12 protein-coding genes and 1 tRNA gene are annotated in these 19,870 nt (G+C 64.1%); 4 read left to right on the top strand and 9 right to left on the bottom strand.

The window, feature by feature from the left end; genetic code table 11:
• Positions 1-56: 56 nt before the first annotated feature.
• On the bottom strand, positions 57-989 hold the full coding sequence (locus PT282_RS00135) for an NUDIX hydrolase (RefSeq protein ID WP_374114117.1): 933 nt from the start codon (positions 987-989) through the stop codon (positions 57-59).
• A 767-nt stretch (positions 990-1,756) separates the two neighbouring features.
• On the opposite strand from PT282_RS00135, the gene PT282_RS00130 reads away from it, so the two are divergent.
• Positions 1,757-3,178 carry a CCA tRNA nucleotidyltransferase gene (locus PT282_RS00130; protein WP_277167545.1) on the top strand — a complete coding sequence of 474 codons (1,422 nt, stop codon included), beginning with the start codon at positions 1,757-1,759 and terminating at the stop codon, positions 3,176-3,178.
• Positions 3,179-3,335: 157 nt separating this feature from the next.
• On the opposite strand, the gene PT282_RS00125 is transcribed toward PT282_RS00130, so the two are convergent.
• The 4 genes from PT282_RS00125 to PT282_RS00110 all read right to left on the bottom strand — a co-directional run bounded on the left by PT282_RS00125 (position 3,336) and on the right by PT282_RS00110 (position 7,239).
• Positions 3,336-3,965, bottom strand: a complete 630-nt coding sequence (locus PT282_RS00125) for a LytR C-terminal domain-containing protein (protein ID WP_374114113.1) — start codon at positions 3,963-3,965, stop codon at positions 3,336-3,338.
• A 249-nt stretch (positions 3,966-4,214) separates the two neighbouring features.
• Positions 4,215-5,192, bottom strand: coding sequence for a 16S rRNA (adenine(1518)-N(6)/adenine(1519)-N(6))-dimethyltransferase RsmA (gene rsmA, locus PT282_RS00120; protein WP_277167543.1), 978 nt, complete (start codon positions 5,190-5,192; stop codon positions 4,215-4,217).
• 184 nt (positions 5,193-5,376) lie between these two features.
• Positions 5,377-6,786: a G5 domain-containing protein gene (locus PT282_RS00115; protein WP_277167541.1), complete on the bottom strand. Its 1,410-nt coding sequence runs from the start codon at positions 6,784-6,786 to the stop codon at positions 5,377-5,379.
• A 379-nt stretch (positions 6,787-7,165) separates the two neighbouring features.
• Positions 7,166-7,239 (bottom strand) — tRNA-Thr (locus PT282_RS00110).
• Between the two features lie 690 nt (positions 7,240-7,929).
• Between PT282_RS00110 and PT282_RS00105 the strand changes: the two genes are divergently transcribed.
• Entirely contained in the window at positions 7,930-8,913 is a 984-nt protein-coding gene (locus PT282_RS00105; protein WP_277167539.1) for a thioredoxin domain-containing protein, read from the top strand.
• A 330-nt stretch (positions 8,914-9,243) separates the two neighbouring features.
• On the opposite strand, the gene PT282_RS00100 is transcribed toward PT282_RS00105, so the two are convergent.
• Both PT282_RS00100 and PT282_RS00095 read right to left on the bottom strand, forming a co-directional pair.
• Positions 9,244-10,215 carry a thioredoxin domain-containing protein gene (locus tag PT282_RS00100; protein WP_277167538.1) on the bottom strand — a complete coding sequence of 324 codons (972 nt, stop codon included), beginning with the start codon at positions 10,213-10,215 and terminating at the stop codon, positions 9,244-9,246.
• A 159-nt stretch (positions 10,216-10,374) separates the two neighbouring features.
• Positions 10,375-12,858: a protein kinase gene (locus PT282_RS00095; protein WP_374114112.1), complete on the bottom strand. Its 2,484-nt coding sequence runs from the start codon at positions 12,856-12,858 to the stop codon at positions 10,375-10,377.
• Between the two features lie 381 nt (positions 12,859-13,239).
• Between PT282_RS00095 and PT282_RS00090 the strand changes: the two genes are divergently transcribed.
• Positions 13,240-14,973: a hypothetical protein gene (locus PT282_RS00090; protein WP_277167535.1), complete on the top strand. Its 1,734-nt coding sequence runs from the start codon at positions 13,240-13,242 to the stop codon at positions 14,971-14,973.
• A gap of 142 nt (positions 14,974-15,115) precedes the next feature.
• Here the strand turns inward: PT282_RS00090 and PT282_RS00085 are convergent, their stop codons facing one another.
• Positions 15,116-16,696 carry a dicarboxylate/amino acid:cation symporter gene (locus PT282_RS00085; RefSeq protein WP_277167534.1) on the bottom strand — a complete coding sequence of 527 codons (1,581 nt, stop codon included), beginning with the start codon at positions 16,694-16,696 and terminating at the stop codon, positions 15,116-15,118.
• A 1,008-nt stretch (positions 16,697-17,704) separates the two neighbouring features.
• Between PT282_RS00085 and PT282_RS00080 the strand changes: the two genes are divergently transcribed.
• Positions 17,705-19,153 (top strand): amidohydrolase, encoded by a 1,449-nt coding sequence (locus PT282_RS00080; RefSeq protein WP_277167532.1) that lies wholly within the window; start codon positions 17,705-17,707, stop codon positions 19,151-19,153.
• 215 nt (positions 19,154-19,368) lie between these two features.
• Here the strand turns inward: PT282_RS00080 and PT282_RS00075 are convergent, their stop codons facing one another.
• Positions 19,369-19,680, bottom strand: a complete 312-nt coding sequence (locus tag PT282_RS00075; protein WP_277167531.1) for a hypothetical protein — start codon at positions 19,678-19,680, stop codon at positions 19,369-19,371.
• Between the last annotated feature and the right edge of the window lie 190 nt (positions 19,681-19,870).

Below are 19,870 nucleotides of genomic sequence, written 5' to 3'. Positions count from 1 at the left end.
GCGCGGCCGCGGGTGCGCGCCGGGGCCGCCGGACGCGCAAGGGTGGGAGTGTGACGTCAACCTTTTGCCTGCCTGTTCAGTTTCTTCGAGTAGAGCCATGCGATCTTGCGTTCATTAGGATAGCTCAGCACGCTGTTCAAGTCCTTAAAGTCTACCCAATCGGCGTCCTCGGCCTCGTGGTCGGGGTCGCCCTCCACGCTCAGCTCGCCGCCGATCTGGCGCAGCGCGAAGTGGTGCACCAGCTTGTGGATGCGCTCCTCGGTGCCCGTGAACCAGTAGTCGATGGTGGCGATGGAGTCGATCACCTCGCCCAGGATGCCGGTCTCCTCGTGCACCTCGCGCACCGCGGTCTGCTCCGGGGTCTCGCCCTTTTCGATATGGCCCTTCGGCAGGCACCATTCGATATGGCCGCTGCGCGAGTGGCGCGCGATGATGGCGACGCGCTGGTGTTCGTCGAAGATTAGTCCGCCGGCGGAATACTCGCGCACGACCGGGAACTCCTGCATCTGCAGCGTCGCGAATTTCGTGGGGCGGTTGCCGTGGCGGTGCAGGGGCATCATCTTGGGTGTCGGGCCGCCGTCGGGTTTGATGAAATGCCGGCCGCGCTCGACTCGTCCGATGTGTTCGACGCGAGTGAAACGCGCGACGTGGGCGATGCTGGTGTATTCAGTGGCATCGCGGGTGCCGTTGCCTTGCCGCTGTTTCATCGGCTCGCCGGAGTCATAAACATTTGTGGTCTTGGTCGTCGCCATCATCTGACGGATGACCGCCGGCGTGACGGGCCGGTGACCGTTTTCCGTTGCCGCGTCTGCCGCGTTTCCGGGTGCCACTGTCGCGCCGTCCGCGCTGCCCCGCCCGTGCGTATCCTCCGTTCGGGCCGCATCCGCCTGACCGGTTGGGTCGTTGATGTCGTTGGTATCGTTGGCATCTCGGGCGTCGTCAGATGCTCCGATATCGTGGCCGTCACCGTTGTTGCCGGAATCATCCATGGCATCTGCGCCACTGGTATTGGCGGAACCTTCGGTGTTGCGGGCATTGCTCATAGCCGTTGCGTGTGCTGCCTGGTGAACCGCGTTGATGGCGGACGCCACCGAAGCAATCCCGGCGTGCGCCGTGACCGTCGCCGTCTTGCCGGCATCCTCCGCCGCTTCGTTCGCCGCCTTGGCGAGGTCGTTCGGAGTGAAACGGTGGGGGACATCCGGCGGTGCGGCTGCACCTGTAGTAGAGGTCGCGTTCGTCGCGCTTGTTGCCATCGATGCGGTAGGAGACGGTTCGTTTGCCGCGTCCGTGGTATCCGTTGCCTCGCTGGTGCCGGAACGCTGGTGTTCCGGGGCGTTCAGGCGCTCGCCGGTGTCGCCCGTCCCGCCGTCGCCGCCGTTTTGGGCATGGTCGCCCGAGGCATTGGCCATCAAGCGGGCCAGGTCTGCGGGCGTTATCATGGTTCCAACCTTACTCAGACCGATGTGCAGGTAGAGTAATGGCCATCATCTCGGTGCACTCTCATTGCATTTGCCGGTCCTCGCCACCGTTTTCCGGTCAGTAATCGGTCAATCCCGCTAGTTTTCGTATGTTTTCGACGGTAAAAATATACGTTTTCTCGCAGGATTGTCCGATTTCTGACAGGAGGGGCGGGACGATAAGAAAATAAGGAGGGCCGTTTCCGGCTTCCGCCCAGCGGCAACCGGCGCCCGGCCGATGGGGGCAACGGTGACGGTATGCTGGTCATGGCGTAAATTTTGGACGTTGGAGGCAAGTCGTGGAGTTTGAGGTGTGGCCCGAGGCCATCGAGCTGGGACGGATGTTCGCCGAGCGGGGCTATGAGCTCTCGCTGGTCGGCGGACCGGTGCGCGACCTGTTGCTGCATCGCAGCAGCCACGACCTCGACTTCTGCACCTCCGCGCGGCCCGAGCAGTTCGAACCGATCCTCAAGCGCTTCGGCCACGACGGCTTCTGGGATATGGGCCGCAAGTTCGGCACGCTCGGCGCGATGCGGCGCAGGCCCGACGGCACCGAGGTGAAGGTGGAGGTGACCACCTACCGTTCCGACCAATACGATCCGGACTCGCGCAAGCCCGAGGTGAGCTATGGCGACTCGCTGGAAGGCGACCTCTCGCGGCGCGATTTCACCGTCAACGCGATGGCCCTGCGCGTGCCCGACCTCGAGTTCGTCGACCCGTTCGGCGGCGCCGGCGACATCGCCAAGGGCGTCCTGCGCACCCCCGTCGACCCGCGCCAATCCTTCGAGGACGACCCGCTGCGCATGATGCGCGCCGTCCGTTTCGTCGCCCAGCTCGGCTTCCGCATCGAGCCGGACACCGCCGAGGCCATCACCGACATGGTCGAGCGCATCCGCATCGTCTCCGCCGAGCGCATCCGCGACGAGATCACCAAGCTGCTGCTTTCCGAGCGTCCGCACGAGGGCGTCGAGGCGCTGGTGGACTCCGGCCTGGCCGACATCGTGCTGCCCGAGATCCCCGCGCTGAAGCTCGAGATCGACGAGCACCACCGCCACAAGGACGTCTACGAGCACACGCTGATGGTGCTCGACCGCGCGATCGCGCTGGAGACCGGCCCCGACGGCCCCGTGCCCGCACCCGACCTCACCCTGCGCCTGGCCGCGCTGCTGCACGACATCGGCAAGCCCGCCACCCGCCGCTTCGAGCCGCACGGCAAGGTCAGCTTCCACCACCACGACGTGGTCGGCGCGAAGATGGTGCGCAAGCGGATGAAGGCGCTGCGTTTCGACCACCACCTCATCCACGACGTCAGCGAGCTGGTGAGCCTGCACCTGCGCTTCCACGGCTACGTCGACGAGCCCTGGACCGATTCCGCCGTGCGCCGTTATGTCAAGGATTCCGGCCGGCTCTACGAGCGCCTCAACCGCCTGACCCGCGCCGACGCCACCACGCAGAACAAGCGCAAGGCCCTGATGTTCTCCTCGGCGATGGACGAGATGGAGGACCGCGTGCGCGAGCTGAAGAAGAAGGAGGACTTCGACGCGATCCGCCCCGACCTCAACGGCAACGAGATCATCGACATCCTCGGCGTCCGCCCCGGCCCCGCCGTCGGCCGCGCCTACAAGCACATGCTCGATTTCCGCCTCGACCACGGCCCCGCCGACCACGAGACTGCCGTGGTCGAGCTCAAGCGCTGGGCCGCCGAGGAAGGCATCGCCTGAGGCCGCGTTCCGTTAGGCGAAGGCTCTTGCGTTTCTGACGAGCTGGCCCCGTTGGCAGCGCAATAGATATGGAGTGTATGGAAAAGCCGCCGAACCCGATTGGAGTTCGGCGGCTTTCTGCGTTCTTTGTTCGTACGCCTGCGCTCAGGCGTACGCCTCACGCGGCGTCGTGCGCGATGGCCTGGGGCAGCTTCGCCGTATTGACCTTCTTGAGCGGGGTGCAGCCTTGGATGTTCTTGATCTTGGTGCCCGGCGCCGGCACGTGCTTCTTGCCGTTCAGGTCGTTGAAGGTGGCGCCCACGATGACGTCGACGAGCTTGTCCTGCCGGTTGTCCATCACCATCTTCGCGTCATTGAAGTTCGAATTGAGCGTGTAGGCCTCGTCGATGGAGTTGACGCCGTAATAGATGGTCGTGCGCTCGATTTTCTGGCTGGTGTAGTTGCTCACGTTGGTCACCGTGAAATGGCGGTTGCTCAGCGCCTCGCCCACGGCCTTCGCGAAGCCGACGAACTTGGTGCCGTTGAGCACGCGGATCTTGACCTCGGTGTTCTGCGGGTACTTGGCTGGCGCGCCCGACTGGTCGACCGGCGCGCACACCGAGGTGGCTCCGAAGTTCGGCTCCGCGGCGGTGGTCTTCTTGATGCCGATGCCGAAGACGTGGAAGAACATCAGCAGCGCGATGATCAGCACGACCACCATCGCCGCGATCGTGGTGAGGATCACTCGGGTCTGGCGATGGCGCACATACTGTCTGCGGGCCTCGCGTTCATCCATATACTCCGGCATACCTTCACATTCCCGTCAACTCGTGCCTGCCATCGGCGCCCAGCGCGCAAGGTCTTGGCGAAATATCGACGACCCTAACTTTAGCCTGAGAGCGTGACGCGGCGATGGCGGCGACGCGGGCCGGTTGGACGGTCGCGTCGCCGGTCGATTCGGCGGACGGACGAACCCGGTGTCGGCTTGGCTTACCGATGGTGCCATTCAGTCGGCCTGATCGGCTTGATTGTTCCGATCGGCTGACCGCGTCCGCGCTCAGGCGGTGGCTTGGCCGGCCGCGTTGGCCAGCGCCGTGAATTCGTCGATGGTCAGCGTCTCGCCGCGTCTTTTCGGGTCGATTCCGGCGGCCTGGAAGGCCTCGGTCGGCACCAGCTTCTTCAGGGCGGCGTGCAGGGTCTTGCGCCGCTGGCCGAACGCGGCGTCGATGAGCTCGAACACCTTCTCTCGATTGGCGTCCGAGGCGTTCTCGCCTGGTTCCTCACCTTCTGCGTCCCGGTCGCGTGTGAACGAGACCAGCGCGGAATCGACGTTCGGCGCCGGCCAGAACACGTTTCGCCCCACGAGCCCGGCGCGCTCGGCGCGGCCGTACCACGCCAGCTTCACGCTTGGCGCCCCGTAGATCTTCGTGCCCGGTGTGGCGACGAGCCTGTCGGCCACCTCCTTCTGCACCATCACGAGGAAATGGCTGAGGTTGCGGAACCGCTCGAGCAGGGTGAGCACGATGGGCGTGGCCACGTTATAGGGCAGGTTCGAGACGAGCGTGAAGGGGTTGGCGCCGTGCGGATCTGGCGCGAATTGCGGCAGCGTCTCGGGGCTCAGGCTCAGGGCGTCGGCCTGGACGACGGTGAGCCGGCCGACGGCCTCGGGCATGAACTGCGCGACGGTCTGCGGCAGGCGCTCGGCCAGGGCCGGATCGATCTCGACCGCGGTCACGTTCGCGCCGGTCTCCAGCAGCGCCAGGGTCAGCGAGCCCAGCCCCGGGCCGACCTCAAGCACGGTGGTGCCGGCGTCCGCGTCCGCCTCGCGCACGATGCGGCGCACGGTGCCGGGGTCGATGACGAAGTTCTGTCCGAATTTCTTGGTCGGGCTGATGCCGGCCTCGTCGGCGATGCGGCGGATGTCGCCGGCGCCCAGCAGGTGGCCGGTCTCGGCCTGGCTGCTCGTGTCTGTTGCTCCGCCGTCGATGCCGCTTCTCGCGATTTCGTGCGTCTCGTCTGCCGTCCGTTTGCTCATGGTTCCAAGATACCCGCACACACTAACCCGCGAATCAAAAAAAGACCCTTGATTTTCCAAGGGTCGATTTTTACATCTCGAGTTAGTGTGTGCGTCTTCTTATAAACCGGCCGAATACGACGATTGCCACGTCAGCGAATGTTGACGCGGCAATCGAGACTTTGGTGAGTGGAATTTGTTCGCTTTAGTACCAGTTGTTATTCAGCCAGAACGCCTTGGCGTTCGACGGACTGCCATAGCGGCCCGCGATGTAGTACAGTCCGGCATCTACCTGGGTTTGGGCGTTGTCGCGCCAATCCGTCCTACTTGTGTACAAGTAGTAGTAGAGGATTTGAGGAATCCCATATGCAGTTGAGGATGGATTGCCAGCTGACCAACTCCAGCCCGATTCATGGTTCCAGACCCAAACCAGAGCTTCGTAATCGGCACCAGTCCAACCGTATTGAGCTGCGGCTCCAACTGCGTAAGCTTGTGCTTGCGCGGGCGTGGCGTGCCATAACGAACCTTGGGCCGGAGGAGTTGGAATTGTCGGCGTCGGGTTCGGCGCTGGATCCGGAGCGGCGCTGCCGCCGCCGTTGCCCGGCGCGCTGGGCGAATCGCCGCCGGACACATCGCCGGAGGTGGCCTGCCCCGCGCTGCTGTTGGCATCCGCGTCGGCCTTGCCGGTGTCGGCGTCCGACTTGCCCTTGTCCTTGTTCTTTGAGGAGTCGTTGCCCTGGTTGCTGCCGCCGTTCGAGCCGGCGGTGGGCCCGGTGGCGATGACCTCGTCGACGGCCGCCTGTGTGATGTTCTCGGACTTGAGCGTTTCGCTCTCCGCGACGCCGTCGACGTAGGTCACGTCGAAGATCTGCTGCTTGTTGCCGTTCTGCCCCTGCCGCTCGATCACGGACTGGCCCGGCTGCAGCTTGGGGTCGACCACGTTGTGCGTGGCGAAGGGAATGGCCACGTTGCGCGTCTGCTGGCCGTGGGTGACGCGCTGCACGCGCAGCACCGTCTGCCCGTTGTCGTCCTCGACGCTGACCCGGTCCTCCTTGCCGAGCGTGATGCTCTTGGAGTCCAGGATCGAGGCCGCGGTGAGCTTGCCGTTGGGCGCCACCGACGACTTGCCGTCGGCGATGACGGTGACCGGGCCGGCCTTGTTGATCACGAGCCCGCCGGTGAGCTGGTTGTAGACGTTGGTGACGTTGACGGTGACCTTCGCGGCGTTCTTGTCGCTCTGCTTGAAGAAGCCGAGCAGCTGGTCGGCGCTCGTGGCGATCGTCCAGAAGGGCACCTGTCGCCCGTCGATGGTGATGGTGGTCTGGTAGGCGCTGCGCACGGTGACGACGTCGTGGTTGACGAGGTTCTGCGTGCCCTGCGCCGACTGCACGAAGTCATGGGTCTTGACCTTGACGCCCTGCTCCTGCAGCAGCCTCGGGACGCTGTTGGCATAGGTGGTCACGGTCTTCGTCTCGCCGTTGACCGTGAGCGCCACGCTTTTGCGCGTCGTCACCGCGAACGTCCCCACGCTCGCGAGCATCACCGCCGCGGCGGTCACCATCACGCGAATGCGCCTCAGCTTGATGAAGCGCTGCGGTGTCCATCGACGTGCCATCGTTCATCCCCCGATCCGGCGATTTTCCGAGCAATCGCATACTCTTCCGGTACTGTTTCACAGTCTAACCGCTGGCGGACACGAATGCACGGGCGCTTCGTATTCATTGAAAAACATTCAGATTTGATGCATGGTTTCGGCGCCTGCGCACCTCGGAGGAGAGGAGAGAATAAGGAAAGAATAAAGGGGAAGAGGGGTGGGAATGAAGGGGATTATCCCGCCCCCCGAAGGGCAAAGCAATTTGGGGGAGTTTCGCCACTTCGATGGCGGTCTCGAGTTGGAGAGACCACCATACTTACTCGAGCTAAGAGTTATCTATGGCCAGACGATACATCGCGCCTGTGCGACTGCACTAAAACCTAGCCCCCTCGCGTTCGTGAGCCTCCTGTCGGGATCGAACCGACGACCTGCCGCTTACAAGGCGGCCGCTCTGGCCATCTGAGCTAAGGAGGCACGGTCATCAGCGGATCTGCATCCGGAAACGACCAAACGCTACTTTATTTTAGCAGTACCAGCCGATTGCTCGGCTTCTCACATCCACCGTTGACCCGCTTCTTTCGAAGAGAATCGTATGATGTTTGTGAAGAATCATCATATCTGATGACGGCATCAGTCACTATTGAACACTATAGGTGAAATTGTCGTAATGCACGTTGGGTATCTCATTTTTAGCGCCAGTTGCATGTCGCGCTGCGCGAGGCGGTGTCGATTGCATATAATCCGCATCGGCGAGAATGGTTTTCACGTCAAGAACAAGACGCGACGGATTCATTATAATTTGTCTCAAAAATCTGTGGAAGAGCGCCGTATTTAGCTGATGGCAACGATTTCTGCTCTGAGGTAGAGCCTTGCGGGATTGCGGACAAAGTGGAGGGTTTGTATACATTACGAGCCAGTACGCGAAAATTGTTGCGTTTTACGCAAAGTCGGTTCAATCGACGATAGGCAGAGCGGAAAAATGGATGAATTTTGATATATTGCAGTCAGATATGGAATGATTGTGAGTTAGGTCATACGATTTGTTTCGCAATCAGAACATGTGAAGAAGTGTTTGGTTATGATATGTGGAAGTCGAATCCAGTCCCTTCCGCGTATGGAGGCGGACCTCCTTCGGAGAGATGCTGAGCCAGGGAAGGGGATCTGATGGCACGGCATGACAATGATTATTTGTCTGGAGCTGGGTCGAATACGCCTTTTAACTTTGATGCCGGTCAGCTGTTGCTGCAGGCGCACCGCGAGCAGCAGAAGAAAGAGCGCCGGCAGCGCCGCATCGTCGGATTCGTGGGCATGGTCCTCGTCATCGCGCTGATCACGGTGATCGGACTGGTGAGCTACAAGTCGATCCACCAGCGCAACGTCGCCCAAAGCGTCACCGTCCAGCAGTCCTACCAGGACCTCCAGGCCGTGAAACTCAAGCCGAAATATGCCGACGCCAAGGGCGGCATCCTCTTCTCCCACCTCGGCTACGGCAAGACGGAGCCCAACGCGCCCACCCTCGAGATCTTCACCGACCCGATGTGCCCGGGCTGCGCGGTCCTGCACCAGCAGATGGACGAGACGTTCCGCTCGATGCTCGACGCCGGCCAGGTGAACCTGTCGATCCACCCCGTCACCTTCCTCGACGGCAGCTCGAGCGACCAATACTCCACCCGCGCCTCGGGCGCCGTGGCCTACATCGCCAGCAATGACCCGGACCCGGACCACCTGCTCGACTTCCTCACCAACATCCACTCCGAGAGCTTCCAGCCCTCCGAGAACCAGGACTACCGCCCCGTCAGCGACGACCAGCTCAAGCAGCAGGCGCTGAGCGCGGGCGTGCCGCAGAACATCGCGGACAAGGCCTTCGATGGGGAATACAAGCCCTGGCTGCAGGCGTCCGCGCAATACACGCTGCGCCGCGACGAGCTGAAGAACAAGTCCGGTGAGTTCGCGGGCAAGATCACCACTCCGCTGGTCCTCATCAACGGCTCGATGATGGACATCTCGGCGATCTCGGACCGCGGGCTGACCTACAAGCAGGCGATCCTGCAGACCATCGGGCTCACCAACGACGGCGTGGGCGTCGAGGGCGTCATGCCGACGCTCGGCGCCAAGGACAAGCCGTCCTACCCCAAGCAGACCGCGTAGGCTGGCCGTCCCGGTCCGGCGGTGACCTTTCGTGATTCCGCCATTTTTACGCCGCTGAGTGCGAGTGAGCGGCCCATTTATGGCGCAACTATATAATCCCGCCATATTTGGGCCGTTGAGCGTCGGTCAGTGGCTCGTTTATGGCGTAACTGTGAGCAGATACGGGAGTGGCACCGGCGCCGGCTTATATGAAATGGGGCCGCCGAGGCTTGATGACCCCGGTGGTCCCGCTTTGTTGGCTGGCGGTATCGGCCCGCTGGACTCGGCGTCCAGGTGACCGATAGCCCGAGCGACTCAGTGGTCTAGCGGTCTAGCGGCCTGGCGCCCGCATCAGTCGAGCGCGATCGGCTTGCCCTTGGCGCCGATGGACGGCATCTCGCCGCTCTGCCCAATCTGGGTCTCCTTGATGCCCAGCTCCTTGAGCAGCGCCTGCTTCTGCGTCATCCCGATCTCGTTGAGCTCGGCCATGTCCATGATCTTGCCGTTGACGGTGACGACCGGCGAGCTGAAGCTGCCCGCGTTCGTGCCCGACGGCGAGGCGAGTTCGCTGCGCTTGATCGTGTAGTTGTTGGCGGCCGTGATCCACTTGTCGTACTGCCTGCCGAACGCCTTGTTGGCGATGGACTGCGGCACCCCGGCCTTGATGGCCTGCTCCTTGATTTGCGCGTCGCTGGTCGGCTGGTATTCCGAGCCTTCCTTCGGCTGGTAGCTCTCCTCGTAGAGGTTGGCGACGAAGCCGAGCACCTGCGAGGTGTCGGAATCGTGGCTGGCGATGTAGGTCACCGCCCCCGAGGCGCGGCTGGAATAGTGGTCGGTGGAGTCCTGGTCGAGGAAGTTCATGAAATGGTAGACCAGGTTGATCTGCCCGGCGTTGACCATCTTCTGCAGGTCGTCGTCGATCTGGCGGTGCAGCGAGCCGCAGCCCGGGCACAGCGGATCCATGTATATCTCGACGGTCGGCGCGCCGGCCACCTTCTTGTTCATGCCCTTCTCGGAGATGAGGAACCCGCCCTGGCTGTTGGCGTTGGCGGGCCGCGGCTTGGCTTTCTGCAGCTTGGAATAGAGCTGGTCGGGGGTCACTTTGCGCTCGGCGTTGTTCTTGCTGACCTGGTGGAAGGTGACCGCGCCGATGATGGCGATGAGCGCCACGATGATGATGACGACGATGACGCCGATCGTGGTCTGCTGCTTGCGCTCGCGGGCGGCCTGCTCCTCGCGCGCCTTCTGCGCTGCGGCCTCGGCGGCACGGCGGTTGGCCCTCGTCTGGCGTTTGCGCGCCTGCTTGTTGCTCGGCTGTGACATGCTATCCCTTTTCCATCATGATCAAAGACGTTGGTGAAGATTCACGTACTGTTGGCCATAATAGCGGGTGCGAAAGAACTTGGGCCGCGCTTTTCGCTCAGCATCGTGCGCGTTGCGCGTATCGGGACGCGTTCGCTGCTTTCGGAGACCTTATATATGTCAGAAGACCAAGGGGTCCGGCGTGGGCAGCGGGAAGAAGTCGATCGGCCGGCCTTGCGCCAGCAGCACGATGGCGACGGCGAGCGCGAGAATCCCAAGCGCCAGCACCACTCCCCTGCGAATCGCGTGGCGCCGGCGTGGGCCGGAAGCCGTCTCGCCATCAGTCGGCATGATATCGGCGTTATCGTCGGTCATGCCGTTTTCCTGTCCTTCGATCACTTCCCCGTTGCCATTGACGCGGACGGAATCGTTCGGATTGCCGTTTTCGCCGGCGGCCGGTGCGGTCTCTTCCGCCGGATCGCGTTTGAGCCCCCACAGCGTGCCCATGCCGATGCGAATGGCCTCCGGCCGAGCGGTGAAGACGACGACCAGCCACGCGGCCAGGGCGAACACGGCCTGCATACCACCGCTGAACGAGGCCCCCGGCGCGGTGGGCACGGGGATATCGAGGTTCCAGCCGCCGAGCGTCCAGAAGGTATTGGCGGTGGGCATGCCCGACACCAGGTCGACCACGATGGGCGCCAGCCAGGCGATGGCCGCCACCAGCAGAGCCCGGGGAACGGTGAGCAGCAGCGCCTTGAGCACGTGCCACGGCAGGCCCAGCATGCGCAGCGCGGCGTCGTGGCGTCTGCGCGCTCCCCCGCGCTTTTCCTCGCGCCGCAGCTGCGCCATCTCGCTATGGCCGATGGCGAGTAGCAGCCAGAGCAGCACGATGACCAGCAGCGCCGAGACGGTGGGCAGAGCGGCGGCGAGTGCGGCGATCGGCAGGGCGAGCAGCCACAGCGGCAGTGTGGAGCGCGAGATGAGCGCCTGACGCCTGAGGTCGGCGGGATTCTGCGCCAACGACATCGGCTCGGCGGCCGGTGCCTGCTGCGCATATTGTGCACTCGGATAGCTCGGTGCCGCATCCTCGTTCGTTGCCTGCGGGGCCGGGCGCAGCGGCTGCACCATGCTGCGGTCAAGCGCCGGGAACGCCTGGGTGAGCGGCTCTCCGTCCGCCGTGGTGAACGCCTGTGTTGCCGGTTCCCCATATGCCGTGGTGAAGGCTTGCGTCTCCGGCACCCCGTCCGCGGTCGCCAGCATCCGTGTTCCCGATTCCCGGGCCAGCGACCGGGTGGGCGGAGATTGTGGGGACAGAGCCCGTGTGGCGCTGCCATCCGAGCCGTCGTCGGGCGATGGGTCGCGCCTGGCCGCGGAAGATGCCCGATTGGCTCGTGGTGCCGTCGCGATGATTTGCGTCATCGCCTCCTGGCCGGTCTTGTCGCCACGCCAGAACGAGCGCGGGTTGCTCGGGTCGCCCGTGGCCGCCTGATGAAGGGTCTCGGTCGCCGCGTCGGAGGCGCTGGGGTTATCTGTGGTATTGAGGTTCGCCGGCTTGCCGGAGGCGTTCGGAGGCGGTGGTGCTCCGGTGCCATCGCGGGCGGGGCCGGACGGACTAAAAGGGGGCATCGCCCCCGGATTGCCGGTCGAGCCACCGTTGCCGCCGTCGCTGTCATTGCCGTCGTCGCCGAACACGGCCGTATCCTCGTCGCCGTCGGCTTCGAAGGGATTGAGCGAATCCAGCGTGATGGCCCGCAGCAGTTCCTCCGGCGTGCAGCGGCGGCCCGGATCGGGGTCGAGCGCCGAACGGAACGCGGCGAGCGTGCGCGCGGGCAGCCCGGCAAGGTTGGCGTTGCCGCTGGCCTCCCGCTCGAGCACGGTCATCATCGGCTTGGACCCGAACACCGGCCGTCCGGTGGCGGCGAAGGCGAGCACGCTGGCCAGCGACCACCAGTCTGTGGCCTCCCCGCTTTCGGCGCCGTCGATGATCTCGGGGGCGATGAACCCGGGGGTGCCCATCACCAGCCCGGTGCGCGTCACATGGCTTTCGCCCGCGCTCATGGCGATGCCGAAGTCCACCAGAACGGGCCCGGCCGCCGAGACCATGATGTTGGTCGGCTTGATGTCGCGGTGGATCACCCCTTGGGCGTGCACGGCCCGCACGGCCTCGATGAGCTTGCGGGCCAGGCGTTCGAGGTCCTCGCCCACGTACCTGCCGTTCGCCGCCACGTCGTCGCGCAGGTTGCGGCCCTCGATCAGTTCGGTGACGATGAAGGCCAGGGAGTCGTCGAGCTCCATGTCGACGATGGCGCACACCCCCGGGTGCCGCACGCGGCGCAGGGCCATGGCCTCCCGGCGCAGGCGCTCGCGGGCGGTGAGCTGCGGGTCGCGGCGGTGGCGGCGGTGCGGGAATTCGCCCTCGCTGGCCGGAAGCTGGCCATCCTGCCCGGGGGCGTAGTTGTCGCCGTCTGCGATATCGGCGGTGTCGTCGTCGTTCTTGAGCGAGTCGCGCAGGATCTTCATCGCGTAGACCTGCCCGCCGTCGTCGCGCACACGCCAGACCGACCCCATCGCGCCCGAGCCGAGCCGTGATATCAGGGTGTATCCGCCGACGAGTGCCCCGGGTTTCAGGTTCAACGCGTTCAAGTCGCTCATGTCCCCCATGATACCGGGGCTGTGGCACCGGCTTCGGCCGTCATTCCAGCGTGCCAGCGGCGATACCGGCGACGGTCTCATGGTTCGAGAATGGCATAAAACGTTTTGAGGATGGAATCCGAGCCACTTGGAATCGGAATGCGACGCGATATCCATGGGGGCAAGTTTGCGGAAGGTCGGTTGATCTGGCCGGGCTTCGCCGTTGGTCGGTTCGTTGAACCGTTGGTTCCCCGCGTGTATGGAGGCTTTCCCGATGCTGATAAGTACTGGTATGCGGAAATCGTTTTCCCTTGCAAATGAGAATTGGCTTCACTGTATCACAATTAGACATTAATGAATCAAATATGGTAATTTTAGTTTGGTATGTCACCCCATAGATAAGGACGAAGAATGAAGAACACAAGAAGGGCGACGATTGTCGCCTCGTTCGCCGCGTTCTGCACGCTGTTCGGCGGCGTCGGACTCGCGGCGGCCGACCAGGCCCCGACGACGGGCGATGCCGGCACGACAATCGCACAGCAGGCGAAGAAGGCTGCCTCGCAGAAGAAGGCCGTGGCGGTTTCGGCGCAGTCCGACTTCGACAAGTCCAATCTGCAGACCGCCTATGACGCGGCAAAGGCGTTCTTCGACGCTTCCGGCAATGCCGCGCAATATACGCAGAGGTCGTGGATGGATTTCGCCATTGATCTCGAGAGAGCGAAGGACATGCTCAACGACGCCAATGACCACACCGCCCTTGGCGCCAGCAACCAAGCTGCCGTGGACAACATGACCGGAATCATGCAGGGTTATCCGGGCAATCTGCAACAGGCGGAATCCGGCAAACCCACGGGCGCCGATCCCCTGAAGACTCGTACCGACCTGCAGTCCCTCTATAACAAGGTGAAGGATGTGCAGGAGAGCTCTTACACCGGTAACGAGAACTGGCAGAAGTTCAACAATGCCCGAAACAGCGCCAGCTATGAGTTCGAGAGTGGCCACGCCTCCGATAGCGACTATGTGATCACCTTGGCCTATGACCAGCTTTACGACGCGACCAAGGCCCTCGACCCCAACCTGCTGACCGACACCACGCCGAGTACGCCGAGCGTCGACAAGTCCGCCCTGCAGTCCGCCTACGACGCCGTGAAGAACAAGCAGGAGTCCGACTACACCGCCGCTTCCTGGGCTCCGTTCGCCAGCGAACTCGCCAAGGCCAAGGCGTTGCTCGACAACGCGAGTGCCACGCAGGCCCAGGTGGATGCCGAGGTCACCGAGCTCAACGCGAAGGCCGCCGCGCTGGTGGAGGCCAGCGCCCCCGCTCCGCCGAGCACGCCGGGTGTGAGCAAGACCGCTCTGCAGACCGCCTATAACAAGGTGAAGGACTACCGGCAGGCCGATTTCGCGGTTGTGGGCTTCAGCGCCTTCGACACCGCGCGTACGGCCGCCAAGGCGGTGCTCGACAACGCGAGTGCCACGCAGGCCGAGGTGGATGCCGCGCTTTCCGATCTCAACGCGAAGGCCGGCGCCTTGGTCGACATCTCCAAGTTCAACACCGCGAACGCCAGGTTCGACGGCGTGGATACCGACATCCACTACACCGAGTTCTCGTGGTACAACGCCGTGATCGCCTACGCCGAGGCCCAGGATATCAAGACCAAGGCGCAGAACGGTGACGCCCTGACCCAGCAGGATGTCGATGCCGTCACCAAGGACATCAACGCCGCCGTCGACGGGCTCAAGGCCCCGAAGCCCGGCGAGAAGACCGGCGCCGACATGCCCACCACCCCGAAGACCAGGAACGACCTGAGCCTCGAGGTCGAGCAGGCCGAGAAGCTGAAGCAGCAGGACTACACCGCCGACTCGTGGAGCGTGTTCGCCGAGGCGCTGAACCAGGCCAAGCAGGCGCTCACCGCCTCCTCCGAGATGCTGCGGAGCAACCCCGACTACACGTATTATTACGTGCAGCTCGAGGACGCGCAGTCCGCGCTCGTCCGTGGTTCCGGAATCGCCGGCGGGCAGGCCAACGGCAACCGTGGCGGCCTGGCCGAGACCGGTGTCACCGTCGCCGCCGTGGCCGGTGCGATGCTGCTGCTGGCCGGTGCCGGCGCGGCCGTGAAGCTCGGCAGCCGCAAAAGCGAGTGATCGCCGGGTAGCCGGTGGATGATCGCCGGCTGCCATCCATCGTCAGACCGCGCGTCGGCGCGATGCAGGAACAATGACGTTCCGCCATCGCGCTGGCGCGCGGTCTGCTATGTTCTGAGGTTCCGGGTGCGTGCAGGTCTGTCTACTTCCGGGCGCCGGGCCTGATGCCGCACATGTCCTCGTCCTGGCCGTCGAGCGCGCTGGCCGGGGAGAAGTCGAGCAGCGTGGCCGACTGGCTCAGGTTGAGCGTGGCTTTCGGTGTTGTGCCATCGGTTGCAGATGCGGCCGAAGCCGTAACGGTGGAGGCGCCAGTGGCTTCGGAGTCATCGGCAGGCGCGATGCCAGTCATATCGGTATCCGCACCCGCGCCCTGTTCCTCGCGGTCCAGCTCGTTCTCCTCGACGTCGGTGAACTCCTTGCGCCCGTGGTAGAGGTCGCGGTCCAGCTCGTGCTCGGTGGCGGCGACGATGACGGCCGTATTGGCCGAGCCCGCCACGTTCAGGGCGGTGCGCCCCATGTCCACGATCTGCGAGATCGGCTGCGAGATGGCGATGAACGGGATCGGCAGGCCCATCGCGGCGAACAGCGAGGTGGCGGTGATGGTCGCGGTGCCGGGCACGCCCACGGTGCCGATGGAGACCAACAGCGTCAGGCCGACGAGCATGAGATATTGCATCGGCGTGTAGTTCAGGCCCATCGCGTTCACCGCGAAGACGGCGAGCAGGGTCGGCCAGACCCCGGCGCATCCCGGCATGCCGAGGTTGGCGCCGAGGCTGGAGACGAACGAGGCGATGTCGCCGGGCACGCCGCCGCGGCGCAGCTGGCGCATCGTGACGGGGATGGTGCCGATGCTGCTTTCGGAGGTGAACGCCACCACGCCCACCGGCCAGTAGAGCCTGAAGAACGGCAGCGGGCTCATGCGCGTGGAGACGGCGAGAATCAGCGGCTGCACCACGAAGAGCTGGAGCCCGATGGCGAGGTAGGCCACCACGAGCACGAGCAGCAACGGCAGCAGCGTGGCGAGGTCGCTGTTGCTCACCGCCGAGGCGATCAGCGCGAGCACGGCGTAGGGGGTGAAGCCGACCACGATCTGCGTGGCCTTGGAAAGCACCACGTTGCCCGCGTCGACGAAGGCCTTGAAGGGTTTCACCGCGGCGGCACCCTTGGCGGTGGAGGCCGCGCCGTTGTAGGCCAGGGCCACGAGGATGGCGAAGATGACCACCGGCACCACCTGGTTGGAGGCCCAGTTGCTCACCAGATTGGTGGGGAAGAGGCCCACGAGGGTGTCGAGCGTGGACGGCACGTGCTTGGGCTGGTAGTCGGTCGGCAGCTTGAAGTCGAAGCCCTTGCCCACCCCGAACGCCAGCGCCAGGCCGAGCGTGAGCACGGAGGCGGTGAGCGTGTTGAGCAGCAGGAAGACCACCGTCTTCACGCCGATGTGCTTGAGCCGCAGCGAGGTGCCGAGGTTGGTGATGCTCGAGATGACGCTGAAGAGCAGCAGCGGCACCACGATCGCGGCGATGGCGTTCGACCACACCATGCCGAAGGCGGCCACGAAGGTGGTGTGGCCCTTGAACGCCAGGCCCACGCCGATGCCGAGCGCCGTGGCGATGATGACCCGGACGCTGAAGCCCGCCTTCTTCTTGATGCTCAGGAGTGCGAGGCCCGCGAAGAGCAGCGCGGTGACGCCGAGCGCCGTCCACTCCCACTGGATTGCTGACATGATGTTCCTTTCGATTGTGCCGCCGCGGCCGGTCTGGTTGTCGTATTGCCGTCGGTTTGGCTGGTGGTCTGGTGATGGTGTTTCTGAAGTGATCCGCGGGCCGGCCATCGGCGAGGCGACGGCGGCTGCGGGCTATGGGGTTGCGGTATGGCTGCGTTATGGCTGCGGTTCGGTTACGCGATGGTGCCGGATCGTCCGTTGCGGGAATCATCGCGTATCGGTTCGTGTGCGGGGATTTGTTTCCCTATATGGCCATTGGGCTCTATAAGGGAAAATCCGGAACCGGAATCCTCGACAGGGACGCATCGGATACGGTGCGCGAACGCGGGTGCCCGAAGGCAGGGGAAAGCAGCCTGTTTGCTGGTTCGTGCCGACGAATTCCCCGAGGGAACGCGGCGAAAGGGTGAATCAGCCGATCAACGGCGACAACAAGGCATCGCGGGCAGGCCGAGAAGACAACGCTGGCTGGAGGTGCGCTCGAGCCCAGCGGTGTTGCCTGCGAATAGAATTTGCGATGTCATGATTGCGATGATAACGGAGGCGGCGCGAAAGCGCAAGGGGCATCTCGGCGCTCGCTCGCCGCGGCAATGTCGTCAAGGCGCTCTCCGACGTGTCTGAAACGTTGGGATTCCGTCGTTTCGTTGGCCGCGTGTCTCATCTGGTTTGTGGCGCTCGCGGATTTCGGCGTGCGCGAACGGTTCGCGCGGTGATGTGGCCGGTGCACCTGGTGCACGGTGGTGCACTTGGTGGCGCTTGGTGGCGGTGTCTGCGGCGCTTGGTGGCAGGGAGCCGGTGGCGCGCGAGCCGGAACCCGCGTTCCCGCGCCCGCCATGTGGACACATCGGCGTGTCGTCGTGGCCGACCGCCCTATGGTGTGAGAACCGATGGGACCTGCGATTTGGCTCCCACGTGCCGGGCGCGTCGAAGCGTTCGCATGGATTCGGTGAGATATGCAACAGGCAAGGCGTGGCCGTCGGTGGCCGCGGACGATTCGAAAGGAAGTGTTTCATGGCAGTTGATGGCAACAAGCAGCGGATCATGGACATCGTCGACGAGAAGAAAGACGAGTTCATCGAGGCGTCCGACCGCATCTGGGAGACCCCGGAGACGCGGTTCACCGTGCCGAAGTCGGTGGAGCAGCACTACAAGGTCCTCGAGCGCGAGGGCTTCAACATCACGAAGGGCGTGGCCGGCATGGACTACGCCTACACCGCCACCTACGGCTCGGGCAAGCCGGTCATCGGCATCACCGCCGAATACGACGCCCTGGGCAACCTGAGCCAGGAGGCCGGCAACCCTGAGCGCAAGCCGCTCGTCGCCGGCGCGCCCGGGCAGGGTTGCGGCCACAACGTGCTCGGCACCGGAGCCCTCGGCGCGGCCGTGGCGCTGAAGACCCTGATGAAGGAGCAGCATCTCAAGGGCACGCTCAAGCTCTTCGGCTGCCCGGCCGAGGAGAGCGGCTACGGCAAGGCGTTCATGGCCCGCGAAGGCGTCTTCGACGACGTGGACGCGGCCTTCACCTGGCACCCCGCCGACACCACGGGGGTCGCCGGTGGCTCCGGCCTCGCCGTGATGCAGGCCAACTTCAGCTTCAAGGGCGTCGCCGCCCACGCCGCGGCGGCTCCCGAGCAGGGGCGCGACGCTCTCGACGCCGCCACGCTGATGACGGTGGGCGTGCAGTTCCTGCGCGAGCACATCATCGACGCCGCGCGCATCCATTACGCCTATCTCGACGCCGGCGGCGAATCCGCCAACGTCGTGCATCCCACCTCCACGCTCTACTTCTTCGTGCGCGCCCCGTTCCTCGAGCAGGCCAAGGAGATCTACGACCGCGTGGTCAAGATCGGCACGGGCGCCGCGATGATGACCGACACCACGATGTCGATCGATTTCGATTCCGCGTGCGCCAACTATGTGCCCAACCACCCGCTGAGCGAGGCCATGGACGCCAACCTCGACCTGGTCGGCCCGCTGGATCTTACCGCCGACGAGCTGGAGTTCGAGCGCAGGATCCAGGCCAACAACCCCGAGGGCTTCGAGGGGCCGCTCGCCGAGCGTCTGAAGGCCGCCGACCCGAGCCTGGGCGACGACGAGGCGCGCGAGCTCGCCGGCTCGAGCATGTGCACGCACAAGTTCCCGCTGGTCTACACCACCGACACCAAGGGCCAGGCCTCCACCGACGTCGGCGACGTGAGCTGGTGCACGCCCACGGCGCAGTACTACGGCGGCTTCGAGCCGCTGGGCACGCCCGCCCATTCGTGGCAGTGGGTGGCCAACGGCCAGTCCAGTGTGGCTCACAAGGGACTCGTGCAGGCCGCCAAGACCATCGCGCTGACTGCATACGATGCGCTCACCGACGCCGACCTGCTGGCGAAGGCCAAGAGTGCATACGCCGAGCAGTTCAAGGGCAAGCCCTATAAGTCCGTCATCCCGCCCGAGACCCAGCCGCACGGCTGAGCGTCGGTGAGGCAGGTCCGCGCGGAGCCGGCGGATGCGCTCCGAACTCGCCTCGCGCGGCTCAGGCCAACGGTTCGGCGCCTGCCTTCCATGGCCCCGTGAAACGCAAGAAGACCGGCGGCCCGATTCCCGCATCTCCCCTTGGAATGCTTGGAATCCGGCCGTCGGCCTTCGCTGTTCCGGTTGTCTACGCCAGCCCGGTCAGGGCTTCGGTCTCAACTCTTCGATTCGTCGCGACGCACGATCTCGTGGGCGATGTCCTGGATGGTGCACAGCTTGAGTGCGTTGGCTCCGCGGATGCCGGAAGCCTCCTCCTCGCTGAGCACGTGGGTCTTCACCAGTGCGTCGACGGGGTTGATGCCGTAGCCACGAGCGATGGCGATGATCTCGTCGGTGGCGAGGTCGTCCATCTTGAAGCGCTTGTAGAGCGTGGCATAGGGGATGTCGCTGCGCTTCGAGATCTTGTTGATGGAATCACTGTGAGTGATCTGCTTCAGCCATTCGATTGGGCTTTCGTTTGAATCCATATTCATGCTCCTGATTATCTGCGATAAACCTTAATAAATAAAGTACGTATGTCGCGGAGTGGTGTGTAAAAACAATCTTTTTCAATGGTTTTCTTGACGAATCGTAATAATGCTCGAAACCATAAGCGCAAACGCACAGGTGAGCATTGTATTCAAGATGCGGGTAATTTTTTCAGCCCAGAGAGGTATA

Origin of the sequence: Bifidobacterium sp. ESL0763 (genome assembly GCF_029433395.1) — a bacterium.
In the GTDB taxonomy this organism is placed as follows: Bacteria; Actinomycetota; Actinomycetes; order Actinomycetales; family Bifidobacteriaceae; genus Bifidobacterium.
This window is presented reverse-complemented; position numbering and strand designations above follow the sequence as displayed.

Excerpts from the sequence above, each read along its gene's own strand:
- PT282_RS00095 (WP_374114112.1), bottom strand. The coding sequence starts at position 12,858 with ATGGGGGACATGAGCGACTTGAACGCGTTGAACCTGAAACCCGGGGCA.
- PT282_RS00135 (WP_374114117.1), bottom strand. The coding sequence starts at position 989 with ATGGATGATTCCGGCAACAACGGTGACGGCCACGATATCGGAGCATCT.
- PT282_RS00090 (WP_277167535.1), top strand. The coding sequence starts at position 13,240 with ATGAAGAACACAAGAAGGGCGACGATTGTCGCCTCGTTCGCCGCGTTC.
- PT282_RS00085 (WP_277167534.1), bottom strand. The coding sequence starts at position 16,696 with ATGTCAGCAATCCAGTGGGAGTGGACGGCGCTCGGCGTCACCGCGCTG.
- PT282_RS00105 (WP_277167539.1), top strand. The coding sequence starts at position 7,930 with ATGGCACGGCATGACAATGATTATTTGTCTGGAGCTGGGTCGAATACG.
- rsmA (WP_277167543.1), bottom strand. The coding sequence starts at position 5,192 with ATGAGCAAACGGACGGCAGACGAGACGCACGAAATCGCGAGAAGCGGC.
- PT282_RS00080 (WP_277167532.1), top strand. The coding sequence starts at position 17,705 with ATGGCAGTTGATGGCAACAAGCAGCGGATCATGGACATCGTCGACGAG.
- PT282_RS00115 (WP_277167541.1), bottom strand. The coding sequence starts at position 6,786 with ATGGCACGTCGATGGACACCGCAGCGCTTCATCAAGCTGAGGCGCATT.
- PT282_RS00100 (WP_277167538.1), bottom strand. The coding sequence starts at position 10,215 with ATGTCACAGCCGAGCAACAAGCAGGCGCGCAAACGCCAGACGAGGGCC.
- PT282_RS00075 (WP_277167531.1), bottom strand. The coding sequence starts at position 19,680 with ATGGATTCAAACGAAAGCCCAATCGAATGGCTGAAGCAGATCACTCAC.
- PT282_RS00125 (WP_374114113.1), bottom strand. The coding sequence starts at position 3,965 with ATGCCGGAGTATATGGATGAACGCGAGGCCCGCAGACAGTATGTGCGC.